The sequence below is a fragment of the Paenibacillus sp. TY11 genome, assembly GCF_059772165.1.
In genome coordinates this window covers 35,592-48,660 of sequence record NZ_JCBAIQ010000023.1, presented here as the reverse complement: position 1 = coordinate 48,660, position 13,069 = coordinate 35,592, and the positions used below count along the sequence as shown (strand labels likewise).

At 46.2% G+C, this 13,069-nt stretch carries 10 protein-coding genes; all 10 read left to right on the top strand.

Annotation, left to right across the window (positions count from 1 at the left end):
• The first annotated feature begins 46 nt into the window (after positions 1 to 46).
• The 10 genes from tig to hemA all read left to right on the top strand — a co-directional run bounded on the left by tig (position 47) and on the right by hemA (position 13,067).
• Positions 47 to 1,360, top strand: a complete 1,314-nt coding sequence (tig, locus tag AC6EJC_RS21935) for a trigger factor (protein ID WP_444955780.1) — start codon at positions 47 to 49, stop codon at positions 1,358 to 1,360.
• Between the two features lie 411 nt (positions 1,361 to 1,771).
• Positions 1,772 to 2,362: an ATP-dependent Clp endopeptidase proteolytic subunit ClpP gene (gene clpP, locus AC6EJC_RS21930; protein ID WP_016324659.1), complete on the top strand. Its 591-nt coding sequence runs from the start codon at positions 1,772 to 1,774 to the stop codon at positions 2,360 to 2,362.
• A 12-nt stretch (positions 2,363 to 2,374) separates the two neighbouring features.
• Complete coding sequence (clpX, locus tag AC6EJC_RS21925) at positions 2,375 to 3,631, top strand: ATP-dependent protease ATP-binding subunit ClpX (RefSeq protein WP_013311623.1); 1,257 nt, start codon at positions 2,375 to 2,377, stop codon at positions 3,629 to 3,631.
• Positions 3,632 to 3,741: 110 nt separating this feature from the next.
• Entirely contained in the window at positions 3,742 to 4,860 is a 1,119-nt protein-coding gene (gene ispG / locus AC6EJC_RS21920; RefSeq protein ID WP_025718670.1) for a flavodoxin-dependent (E)-4-hydroxy-3-methylbut-2-enyl-diphosphate synthase, read from the top strand.
• 217 nt (positions 4,861 to 5,077) lie between these two features.
• The gene (lonB, locus tag AC6EJC_RS21915; protein WP_444955779.1) at positions 5,078 to 6,805 is read left to right on the top strand and encodes an ATP-dependent protease LonB; all 1,728 of its coding nucleotides are present in this window, start codon (positions 5,078 to 5,080) and stop codon (positions 6,803 to 6,805) included.
• A 110-nt stretch (positions 6,806 to 6,915) separates the two neighbouring features.
• Complete coding sequence (gene lon / locus AC6EJC_RS21910; protein ID WP_023989969.1) at positions 6,916 to 9,252, top strand: endopeptidase La; 2,337 nt, start codon at positions 6,916 to 6,918, stop codon at positions 9,250 to 9,252.
• 18 nt (positions 9,253 to 9,270) lie between these two features.
• Positions 9,271 to 9,882 carry a ribosome biogenesis GTP-binding protein YihA/YsxC gene (gene yihA / locus AC6EJC_RS21905; protein ID WP_013311619.1) on the top strand — a complete coding sequence of 204 codons (612 nt, stop codon included), beginning with the start codon at positions 9,271 to 9,273 and terminating at the stop codon, positions 9,880 to 9,882.
• Between the two features lie 288 nt (positions 9,883 to 10,170).
• Positions 10,171 to 10,758, top strand: coding sequence for a non-ribosomal peptide synthetase module (locus AC6EJC_RS21900; protein ID WP_444955778.1), 588 nt, complete (start codon positions 10,171 to 10,173; stop codon positions 10,756 to 10,758).
• 267 nt (positions 10,759 to 11,025) lie between these two features.
• Positions 11,026 to 11,424 (top strand): adenosylmethionine decarboxylase, encoded by a 399-nt coding sequence (gene speD / locus AC6EJC_RS21895; protein ID WP_025365654.1) that lies wholly within the window; start codon positions 11,026 to 11,028, stop codon positions 11,422 to 11,424.
• 248 nt (positions 11,425 to 11,672) lie between these two features.
• On the top strand, positions 11,673 to 13,067 hold the full coding sequence (gene hemA / locus AC6EJC_RS21890) for a glutamyl-tRNA reductase (RefSeq protein ID WP_013311616.1): 1,395 nt from the start codon (positions 11,673 to 11,675) through the stop codon (positions 13,065 to 13,067).
• Positions 13,068 to 13,069: the final 2 nt, after the last annotated feature.

Genomic DNA, 13,069 nt, shown 5'->3' with positions numbered 1-13,069 from the left:
TGTAATGAAAACTAAGTGAAGATTTTGTTGGAGGGGAAAGCATAAAATGAAAGCAACTTGGGAGAAAATAGAGAAGAACCTTGGGGTTCTTGAAGTTGAGGTTGACGCGGATCGTGTAGCCGCTGCACTCGACAAAGCTTTTAATAAAGTGGCAAAACAAGTAAGTGTACCAGGATTCCGTAAAGGTAAAGTACCACGTCCTATCTTTGAAAAACGCTATGGTATTGAAAGTCTGTACCAGGATGCGATTGACATCCTGTTGCCAGAAGCTTACAGCCAAGCTGTAGAGCAAACGGACATCTTCCCGGTTGACAGCCCTGACGTTGAAATTGATCAATTTGCTAAAGGCGAATCTTTCAAGTTCAAAGCGAAGGTTACCGTTAAACCTGAAGTGACTTTGGGCGATTACAAAGGCGTAGAAGTGCCTGTAAGCAAACTCGAAGTAAGCGACGAAGAACTGGCTCAAGAACTGGAGCGCCTGCAACAACGTCATGCTGAATTGGTTGTCGTTGATGAAGATGCTGCTCAATCCGGTGATACAGCTATTATTGACTTCGACGGTTCCGTGGACGGTGTACCATTCGAAGGCGGACAAGCTGAGAAGTATTCTTTGGAACTGGGTTCTAACACATTCATCCCTGGTTTTGAAGAGCAAGTGGTTGGTTTGCACACTGGCGATTCCAAGGACGTTGAAGTAACGTTCCCTGAGAACTACCATTCTGCTGACCTCGCTGGCAAACAAGCGGTATTCAAAGTGAAAGTTCACGAACTGAAACGCAAAGTTCTTCCTGAACTGGACGATGAATTTGCTAAAGATGTAAGCGAATTTGACACACTGGCTGAATTCAAGAAAGACTTGAAAAAGCAATTGCTGGAGCGTAAGGAAAACGAAGCTAAAGCAGCCCGCGAGGGTGCTGTAGTGGAGAAAGTTGCTGAGAACGCAACAATCGACATTCCTGAAGCAATGGTGAAGAGTGAAGTGCAAAACATGGTTCGCGATTTCGACAACCGCCTGCGTAGCCAAGGTATGAACCTTGAAATGTTCCTCGGCTTCTCCGGTCAAAGCAAGGAAGACCTGGAAGAGCAAATGAAAGCTGATGCTGAGAAGCGCGTACGTAACAACCTCGTGCTGGAGCAAGTGGCTAAAGCAGAAAACATTGAAGTTTCCGAAGCGGAAATTGATGAAGAGCTGAAAAACATGGCTGAAGCTTACAAACGTTCAGTTGAGGAAATCCGCAGCATTCTGGAAGGCAACGGCTCGTTCGCTAACCTGAAAGAAGAAATTTCACTGCGCAAAACGATCGCTTTGTTGGTGGAAAACAGCAAAGAAGTAGAAGCGCCAGTTGAAGCTGCTGAATAATTCAGACGATAAAATATACGGAGTATGCTGTAACAAGCTGCAACGTAGCAATTAGATAGGGATAAGGCACGTAGTGAAAGTTACGTGCCTTATTTTTACCTTAGGCAACCCAAATTTTAGTCGTTTATGGAAAGTGCTGTGAGTCGTGCTTTTTTGTTTTACATAAGTCACTACCGTATATTTGCACATACATACGAAACATGGTTAAATATGAGAAGGTCTCGGCAGAGCGTACTGTGAACAGCTCGCACTGCATATATGAGCGCATGCAAATATGACACGAGACTCTGAACATGTTAAAATATTTTGTAAGGTGTTCACGTTTCATGCTTGCCGCTTCCGTTTTAATGGGACATAAGGATGCGGATGAATACAGGTGTTCATTTTAATAAAGAAAAGAGGTTGGTCGTGATGAGTCTCGTCCCTATGGTTGTGGAACAAACGAATCGAGGAGAACGATCTTACGATATTTACTCGCGGTTGCTTAAGGATCGTATTATTTTCCTAAGTGGCCCGATTGATGACGATGTCGCCAATCTCGTCATTGCACAGCTATTGTTCCTTTCTGCGGAAGATCCAGAGAAGGACATTAATTTGTACATTAACTCGCCAGGCGGTTCTGTAACTGCGGGCATGGGTATATATGATACAATGCAATTCATTAAGCCGGACGTATCAACGATCTGTGTAGGCATGGCTGCAAGTATGGGTTCGTTGCTGCTCACAGCGGGTGCGCCAGGCAAGAGATATGCACTTACCAACAGTGAAGTCATGATCCATCAGCCGCTCGGTGGCATTCAAGGGCAAGCCTCCGATATGCTGATTCATGCGGACTGGATTATCAAAACACGTGCCAAGCTGAATCAAATCTATGTAGAGCGTACGGGTCAGCCCCTCGAAAAAATCGAACGTGATACTGACCGGGATTTCTTCATGGAAGCGGAAGAGGCAAAAGCATACGGTATCATTGACCAGGTGCTGTCTAAACCGATTAATCTGTAAAGGGGTGGCTCTATGTTTAAATTTAATGATGAAAAAGGACAATTGAAATGTTCTTTCTGTGGTAAATCTCAGGACCAGGTTCGCAAGCTTGTTGCTGGACCGGGCGTATATATATGTGACGAATGCATCGAGTTGTGCACGGAGATTGTGGAAGAGGAATTGGGTCATGAAGAAGAAGTAGATCTGAAAGACATTCCGAAACCAATGCAAATCCGTGACATTCTGGACCAATATGTCATTGGTCAGGATCAAGCGAAAAAATCGTTGTCTGTAGCGGTATATAATCACTACAAACGTATTAATACCCAAAACAAAATTGATGATGTGGAACTGCAAAAAAGTAACATTTTGATGCTTGGACCTACAGGTTCGGGTAAAACGTTGCTTGCGCAAACCATGGCTAAAATTTTGAACGTCCCTTTTGCTATCGCGGACGCCACTTCCCTCACGGAAGCAGGTTATGTGGGTGAAGACGTTGAAAACATTTTACTGAAACTGATTCAAGCTGCCGATTATGATGTAGAAAAAGCCGAACGCGGCATTATCTACATTGACGAAATTGATAAAGTAGCCCGCAAATCCGAAAACCCGTCCATTACACGTGACGTATCGGGTGAAGGTGTACAGCAGGCATTGCTTAAAATTTTGGAAGGCACGGTTGCTTCTGTACCTCCGCAAGGTGGTCGCAAGCATCCGCATCAAGAGTTCATTCAAATTGATACCACGAATATCCTGTTCATTTGCGGTGGTGCCTTTGATGGTCTGGAGCAAATGATCAAACGCCGTATCGGTAAAAAGGTCATCGGCTTTAACGCTACTAGCGAACAAAAAGATCTGAAACCAGGCGAATATACTTCAATGGTATTGCCTGAGGATCTTTTGAAATTTGGTCTGATTCCGGAATTTGTAGGACGCTTGCCTGTAATTTCTACGCTGGAGCCGCTTGATGAGAACACATTGGTTCGTATTCTGTCCGAACCGAAAAATGCGTTAACCAAGCAATACCAGAAGCTGCTTGAGCTGGATAATGTACAACTGGAGTTTAAGCAAGATGCTCTGGAAGCCATTGCTCGTGAAGCGATCAAGCGTAACACGGGTGCCCGTGGTCTTCGCGCGATCATCGAAGGTATTATGCTGGACGTAATGTATGAGGTTCCTTCCCGTGAGGATGTGACCACTTGCGTCATCAATGAGCAGGTTGTAAAAGACAAAATCGCACCGGAACTCGGTGGTACAGATAAGGATAAAAAACAAGAAGAGAGCGCCTAAGGATTGATACTTCGCGATCTCTAAAACATGAGAAGCCGGATCTCCACTTCACTAAACCCGTATGAGGTTTTAAGGGGTGGAGGTTTGGCGTTAATGGGAGAGAAAAGTGCATGTTCTTAAGACAAGACACACGTCCCGTTAAAGTCGGGAATCTGACGATTGGCGGCAGCAATGAAGTCATCATCCAAAGCATGTGTACAACCAAAACAGCAGATGTGGAAGCTACTGTAGCCGAGATTCTTCGCTTGGAAGAAGCCGGATGTCAACTGGTGCGGGTTACCGTCAACAATGAGGAAGCTGCCGCAGCCATTAAGGAAATTAAAAAACGGATTCATATTCCGCTGGTGGCAGATATTCACTTTAATCACAAGCTGGCTCTACTGGCAATTGAAAATGGAATTGATAAGGTTCGCATTAATCCAGGCAACATTGGACGACGTGAAAAAGTGGAAGCTGTCGTTAAGGCGTGTAAGGAAAAAGGGATTCCGATTCGGATTGGTGTGAACGCCGGGTCATTGGAACAGCATTTACTGGATAAGTATGGCTACCCTACGCCAGAAGCGATGGTAGAAAGCGCACTGTATCATATCGGTATACTGGAAGAACTTGATTTCCATGACATTATCGTGTCACTGAAGGCGTCTGACGTTCCTATGGCGATTGCGGCTTATACGAAGGCAGCTGAAATTATTAAGTATCCGCTCCATCTGGGCATCACCGAAGCCGGTACGCTCTTTACCGGAACGGTTAAAAGCGCGGCGGGTATGGGTGCCCTGCTGGCATCAGGCATCGGGTCCACAATGCGTATTTCGCTCAGTGCCGATCCGGTGGAAGAAGTGAAGGTCGCACGTGAGTTGCTCAAAACTTTTGGATTGATCACTAACGCAGCTACATTGATTTCTTGTCCGACTTGCGGACGTCTGGATATTGATCTGTTCTCTATTGCTAACGAGGTAGAGGACTACATTGCAAAACTCAAGGTGCCGATTAAAGTATCAGTACTGGGTTGTGCAGTAAATGGTCCAGGTGAAGCGAAGGAAGCTGATATCGGAATTGCCGGAGCACGCGGTGAAGGCCTTTTGTTTCGTTATGGAAAAATGATTCGCAAAGTACCTGAGGCTGATATGGTTGACGAGTTGAAAAAAGAAATTGATATCATCGTCAAGGCTTACGAGGAAACGGGGAAAATCCCGGGACGTGAAGAACGTCATACCGCCGAGAAGGTGTAGGCAAAAGCAGTTATTATAAAGAGGCATAGTCATAATCTATTGTCATTATTTAAACGCCGTGGAGAGCAGCTCTGCTACAGAACTGTTCTTCGCGGTGTTTTTGTATTTCTCTCTGATCTTTTGAAAGACTGCCGTTTAGCTATCGCGGAAAAGGAAATACTGTCTTTCATAGAGCGGCATTTTTCAAATTGCTGAGATGAGAAACGGAGGAAATGCGATGGACTTGACTATGATTTTGTTATTGGTGCAAATGTTTTTCGGGATTGTCATCGGTCTGTATTTCTGGAACCTCCTGCGGAGCCAGAAAACGAACCGTAGTGCGGTGGACCGGGAATCCCGGAAGGAATTGGATAAGCTGCGGAAATTACGTTCTATTTCACTTACCAAGCCGTTGGCTGAACGCACACGGCCTGCCACGTTACAGGATATCGTCGGTCAGAAGGACGGACTGCGCGCGCTTAAGGCGGCGTTATGTAGTGCGAATCCGCAGCATGTTATTATTTATGGTCCCCCCGGTGTAGGCAAGACGGCTGCTGCGCGCGTGGTACTGGAAGAGGCTAAGAAGAATCTGTCCTCCCCGTTCAAGGGAGATGCCAAATTCACGGAGATTGATGCCACGACGGCACGTTTTGACGAGCGGGGTATTGCGGACCCGTTGATTGGTTCAGTACATGATCCGATCTATCAAGGGGCAGGAGCGATGGGTGTAGCGGGTATCCCGCAACCTAAACCCGGAGCTGTAACGAAGGCACATGGGGGTATGCTGTTCATTGATGAGATTGGCGAGCTGCATCCAACGCAGATGAATAAGCTGTTGAAAGTGCTGGAGGATCGCAAGGTATTTCTGGAAAGTGCGTATTACAATTCGGAAGATTCGCATACTCCTGCTTATATCCACGATATTTTCCAAAACGGTTTGCCAGCGGATTTTCGTTTGGTAGGTGCGACGACTCGTTCGCCGCATGAGCTGCCACCAGCTATTCGCTCCCGGTGCATGGAAATTTATTTCCGTGCCCTGCAGCCGCAGGAGATTGCTCGTATTGCTGAGGATGCTGTCCACAAGCTAGGCTTTGGCCCTTGTCCTGAGGCGGTAGAAGTCGTACAGCGTTACGCGACGAACGGCCGGGAGGCAGTCAATATGATCCAGCTTGCTGCTGGTTTGGCACTTACCGAGAAAAGGGAACGTCTCAATGCTTCCGACGTGGAATGGGTAGCGGGTAGCAGTCAAATTCAACCACGTCCTGATCGGAAAATACCGGGCTTACCGCAAATCGGATTCGTTAACGGATTAGCTGTATACGGTCCAAACATGGGTATGTTACTGGAAATTGAAGTTACCGCGGTTCCGGTTCCTGAAGGAAAGGGAAGCTATAATATTACGGGGGTCGTGGATGAGGAAGAAATCGGAGGTGGGTCCCGCACACTGCGCCGTAAGAGCATGGCTAAAGGTTCTGTGGAAAATGTTCTGACCGTTTTGCGTACGCTCGGATTGTCTCCGTCGAATTACGATCTGCATATCAATTTTCCCGGGGGTACGCCAGTAGATGGCCCGTCGGCAGGGATTGCGATGGCAACAGCTATTGCTTCTGCGATGCGGGGGATTCCGGTGGATCACGAAATTGCGATGACTGGCGAGGTTAGCATCCATGGCCGTGTTAAGCCGATTGGCGGTGTATTAGCCAAGGTTGAAGCTGCTTTTCAGGCAGGAGCCAAAAAAGTGATCATTCCGCAGGACAACTGGCAAGCTCTTTTTGACAGCATTGAGGGTTTAAAAGTCATCCCCGTACAATCGGTTACCGAGGTGTTCCGTCATGTGTTCGGGGAAGAGATGACGTCGGATTCGCCTGTACATGCGCCAATTGAGACTTTTCGCCCATCCCAATCTTCCTTGTTACAGGCTGATGGGACGCATAACGGGACGATATCAGATACAGGATCTTGCTAATGAACTACCCTTTCATTGGTTTTTTCATAAAACATTTGATAAAATATGAAAGATAGCAACGTGAGGATTGTAAAATCCGGAACCTGAGAATCACTGGAGGTGCGAAAGCGATGGGACCCACCAAGACAAAAGGTCGTCGTTTTCCTTTGCTGCCTTTAAGAGGACTTCTGGTCTACCCGAGCATGGTTCTGCATCTCGATGTGGGCCGGGAAAAATCGGTCAAGGCTTTGGAAAAAGCGATGGTTGAAGACAATTTGATTCTCCTGTGTTCTCAATCAGAAGTAAATATTGAAGAACCCACACAAGAGGACATTTTTCGAGTCGGCACGGTAGCCAAGGTACGCCAGATGCTCAAGCTTCCCAACGGAACCATTCGAGTATTGGTGGAAGGGCTGGAACGTGCCGAGATTATTCAATATACGGACAATGAAGAATATTACGAGGTAATGGCGAAGGAGCTGCACGAGGCAGAAAATGTACAGCCTGAGACGGATGCGCTTATGCGCACTGTATTAACTCAGTTCGAGCATTATATCAACTTGTCCAAAAAGGTAACACCGGAGACACTCGCTGCGGTATCTGATATTGAGGAGCCGGGACGGCTTGCAGACGTGATCACAAGCCATCTGACGCTCAAAATTAAGGAAAAGCAGGATATACTGGAGACGATCGACGTTACTCAGCGTCTGGAGAAGCTTCTGGATATTTTGAACAATGAGCGTGAAGTACTGGAGCTGGAACGTAAAATCAACCAGCGTGTGAAGAAGCAGATGGAAAAGACGCAGAAGGAGTATTATCTGCGTGAACAAATGAAGGCGATTCAGAAGGAACTTGGCGAGAAGGAAGGTCGCGCAGGAGAAGTTGAAGAACTACGCAACCAGCTGAGTGAATTGGAGTTGCCTGTTCCGGTGAAGGAGAAGGTCGAAAAGGAAATCGACCGTCTGGAAAAAATGCCGGCAAGCTCTGCCGAGGGTGGCGTCATCCGTAATTATGTCGATTGGCTGTTAAGCTTGCCATGGAACAAGTTTACCGATGATGATCTGGATATCGTCAAAGCCGAAGAGGTGCTCAATAACGACCACTACGGACTGGATAAGCCCAAGGAGCGGGTACTGGAGTATTTGGCTGTGCGCAAGCTGGTGAAGACCATTAAGGGGCCGATTCTGTGTCTCGTAGGTCCGCCAGGGGTCGGTAAGACCTCGCTGGCTCGTTCGATTGCCAAATCCATGGGTCGGGAATTTGTCCGCATCTCTCTCGGAGGTGTGCGGGATGAAGCGGAAATCCGTGGTCACCGCCGGACTTATGTTGGCGCGATGCCGGGGCGGATCATTCAGGGAATGAAGACCGCAGGAACGTCTAATCCGGTCTTTTTGCTGGATGAGATTGATAAAATGGCCTCCGATTTTCGGGGGGATCCATCGGCGGCATTGCTCGAAGTGCTTGATCCTGAACAAAACAATACGTTCAGCGACCATTTTGTCGAGCTGCCATTTGATCTGTCCAACGTGATGTTTGTAACGACAGCCAATGCTGCGCACAACATCCCACGTCCACTAATGGATCGCATGGAGACGCTGTATATTCCTGGCTACACCGAACTGGAGAAGCTGGAAATCGCCAATCGGTATCTATTGCCCAAGCAGAAGAGAGAGCATGGCTTGGACGAGGAACAGTTGGTCATCGGGGAGGATACGCTGCTGCGTGTCATTCGCGAATATACCCGTGAATCCGGTGTGCGGAATCTCGAACAGCAAATGGCTTCTCTATGCCGCAAGGCGGCGAAGTCAGTTGTATCCGGTGGCGAAGGGCCAATTCAAATCACACCGGATAATCTGAAAGATTATTTGGGTATCGCTAAATTCCGTTACGGAGTAGCAGAACTGGAGGATCAGATCGGTACGGTTACAGGCTTGGCATGGACAGAGGTCGGTGGTGAAACACTGATGATTGAAGTGACGGTCGTACCCGGTAGCGGGAAACTGATTCTTACAGGTAAACTGGGAGACGTTATGAAGGAATCTGCACAGGCGGCATTCAGCTACACTCGGTCCAAAGCAGTCGATCTGGGCATTGAGCTAGACTTTTATGAGAAAAATGATATTCACATTCATATTCCTGAGGGAGCGATTCCGAAGGATGGTCCATCTGCGGGAATTACTATTGCTACAGCATTAATTTCGGCTTTGACCAACCGTCACGTATCCAAGGATGTAGCTATGACGGGCGAAATTACCCTGCGCGGTCGCGTATTGCCGATTGGTGGTTTGAAAGAGAAGTCGCTGGCTGCCCATCGGGCAGGCTACAAAAAAATTCTGCTTCCCAAAGATAATGAACGGGATTTGAAGGATATTCCCGACAGTATCCGGCAGGATGTTGAATTTGTCCCCGTTGCCCATATGGATCAGGTGCTAAAGCATGCTTTGGTTGAGCAGGCAAGGGTACATTAGAGAGGAATTAAGAACACAATGAAAGTAACAAAAGCAGAATTTATAATAAGTGCGGTTGGTCCCGATCAGTTTCCTGTGGACGCTTTGCCAGAGATTGCTCTGGCAGGGCGCTCCAATGTTGGTAAGTCTTCACTGATTAATCGGTTGATTAACCGTAAAAATTTGGCGCGTACCAGTTCTACGCCGGGTAAAACCCAGCAACTCAATTATTACCGGATTAATGATGATCTTTATTTTGTCGATTTTCCCGGTTACGGTTACGCTAAGGTATCCAAAACATCCCGTAAAGCTTGGGGGCAGATGATTGAGTCTTATTTGCTGGAGCGTGAGCCACTCAAACTGGTGCTTCAAATGGTAGATTTGCGTCATCCGCCGTCCAAGGATGATATCATGATGTATGATTGGCTGCGTCATAATGGGCTTCCCGTATGTGTTGTAGGCACGAAGGCAGATAAAATCCCCAAAACACGGCGGGAAAAGCATTATAAGGTAATCAAGCAGGAACTCGGAATACTTCCCGGGGGATTGTTTATCCCCTTTTCATCCGAAGAAGGTATGGGCAAGGAAGAGCTGTGGTCTGTCATCTCCAGCTATATAGAGAATGACGACGAAGAGCAGACGGAATTGTAAGGTTAGGGACGTCCTTGAGGGCGTCCCTTTTTCATGATTCGGGCTTCAAAAAATATTAAACTCACTAAATTGGTGGGAATAATATATAATAACTAAAGGAACTCATGGAATTTAAGCAGAAAAGTGAGTATATGAGGGATAATGCAGTCTCAACCCCATCATTTTCTGTTTATTTCCGATGTATGGCGGAAATTTATGATTTGATGAGCAAGAAAAGCGCTGCAGGTCTGATGTATAATAAAACATAAAGCTTAAACTAAAGGTTCAGAAAGAATTGAGGAGATTGGTATGGCTCAGCGGTTAGCCACAGAGTATGTAAAAACCACTTTGACCTTGTCAGAAACCCAAATGGACGAATTTTTGCGAGCAGTGGATGATCCCCAGGTGCATTACCGGATTAAAGTTCTGGATAACGGAGGACAGGAAATCGTTCTGGAGCATATTGCGGGTGAGGAAGTTCATTTGTTTTTTGAAGCCAAAGAGGGAGCGTTTGTCTGTGAATTGACTTGCCGCTTAATTCATCCGCAACTAACCCTGTTTATACGCAAACTTTTTGTTCGCTTTAAGGGTGAAGGCATTGTTTACCGAATGTATCAAGGATTCACTATGGTGTATTTTTATAATGAAGGTGCGGTTCGCAAAATTATGGAAAAGAATGCCGAAGGCTCCAGTCTGGTGTTTGAATATAAAAATACAGTGCAGGAACTGCAACAGCTTTTTCAGCATCAGAACGTCGAAAATGAAATATCAGAAGTATATAATCTCATTAATTCGTTGCTTGACCAGCGGAATTTGGCACGCACTTTCTCGGAGCTGGAACAGATTGATCAGAAGCTTCGGATGAGTTGCTCCAAATTATTTGCATTGGAAGCCTAAAAAGGCTTGAACATCTGGAATGAATCGTTATGCAGTGTAGTCCCTTTCGTTACCGAAAGGGGCTTATTTATTCCAAAAAAATGATTGCATTTGCTGCACATAGATGTTATTTTTAATCTCGTTGAAAATGAATATAGGAACCAGGATTCACTCAGGACATTGAATGTTGCGAGAGGTTATCCCTCGGGAAGTGAATGACGTAGGTCCTAGCGGATGAAATTTTTTTCAAACATTTTATTCCTAGGAAGGGGGAACCGAAAGATGGAATTGGAGTACTCAACTTTCGGAAGACACGTTGCCGTAGATACTTGGGGTGTTGAGTTTGAATTACTGAATGATGCGCAGTTTTTGGAGGCTCAATTAGTTGAAGCTGCTGAAGCTTGCGGAGCAACGGTGATGTCTGTTCAATCCAAGCAATTCGAACCACAGGGAGCTACCGTGCTTGTACTGTTGTCGGAGAGTCATCTCTCTATTCATACGTATCCTGAGAGAGGATTTGCCGCTATTGATTGTTATACTTGCGGTGAGACTGTTGATCCGCAGCTGGCTATTGATTACCTGGTATCCGTTCTAAAACCGAAAAAAACATATGCGAAGAAGCTGATTCGTGGCTTGGGAGAGCTTCAGGTGGAATCCCCGGAGTGCAAGCTGGCTGAGTTGGTTTAAATCGTCCTCAATGGAGCCATTTGTGCGTCCTATATCATAACCATGGAACATTTCCATGGTTATTTGTTTTAAAAGTGGTTCACACTAAATCAAATCATACAGAACGTGCTGGATGTTCATGAAAGCCATCCAATTTTCATAAACAATTCATAAAACAGCCGGAGGAGATTCGGACTTCTGTGATATAATTAACATAGTTTATGATAACAGTGGTTATTCTTATTACAGTTTAGGCAGGTGAATTTGCAATGCACATCGTCGTTGTTGGGTTGAATTATCGTACGGCGCCTGTGGAAGTCAGAGAGCGTTTTACATTTGCAGAACAAGATTTGCCAAAAGCGCTGGAACAACTCAAACTTACCAAAAGTGTGTTGGAGGGCGTAGTTGTCGCAACCTGCAATCGGACTGAAATATATGTTGTGGTGGACCGCCTTCACATGTGCGGTTATTTTATACGCAGTTTTATGGAGCAATGGTTTGGCATTCCGCGTGATCAATTTACACAACATTTATATATATATGAGGACGAGCAGGCGATTCGGCATTTGTTCCGTGTGACTTGTGGTCTTGATTCTATGGTAATCGGAGAAACACAAATTTTGGGACAGGTAAAGAACGCCTTTCTTCAGGCTCAATCCCAGAAAATTACGGCAACGTGGTTTAATATGTTGTTTAAGCAAGCCGTCACATTGGGCAAGCGTGCCCATTCGGAGACGTCTATCGGAGAAAGCGCCGTATCTGTCAGCTATGCAGCAGTTGAGCTGGGCAAACGGATTTTCGGAATGTTTACCGATAAAAAGGTACTTATTCTCGGTGCTGGTAAAATGAGCGAGCTTACTGTTAAGCATTTGTACAGCGGTGGAGCAGCTGAGGTTATTGTAGCAAACCGAACCCTGTCCCGTGCGGAAGACCTTGCCTCCAAGTTCCATGGAACGCCGGTTACGATGGAGGAAGGCATGAATCGGTTGGCGGATGTGGATATTGTCATTAGCTCGACAGGTGCCCAGGGTTATATTCTGGATCGGACTCGGGTTGAAGCAAGTATGAAACGTCGACAGTCTCGTCCTTTGTTTATGATTGATATTGCGGTTCCGCGTGATCTCGACCCGGCTATTGGTGAATTACAGAATGTTTTCCTGTACGATATTGATGATCTGGAAGGGATCGTGGAGAGCAATTTGGAAATGCGCCGTACCGAAGCTACAAAAATCGAGCATATGATCGAAGATGAACTTAGCGAGTTTTATCAATGGTTGAAAACGATGGGAGTGCGTCCGGTGATTCGTGCATTACAGGAAAAAGCGGAGTCTGTACATCAGGATACATTGGAAAGCTTGTTCAATAAGCTTCCCGAGCTGGATGAACGGCAACGCAAAGTGATTAGCCGCTTGACGAAAAGTATGCTGAATCAGATGATGCATGATCCGATCAATCGGGTAAAAGAACTGGCTGTCCAAAAGCAGGGAAATGAGGCCCTAGACATGTTTAGCCACATTTTTGCTCTGGAGGATCGTTTGGATGACGCCGCTCAGAAAGTAGATAAAAGCGATGCATCTGCGTTAATGAAACCGGAAGCCGGTGTTCATGAAAAAACCGTTCAGGCTCAGGCTTTGCCAGCGTCGTTTGCGCCGGCCAGCCTGTAAAG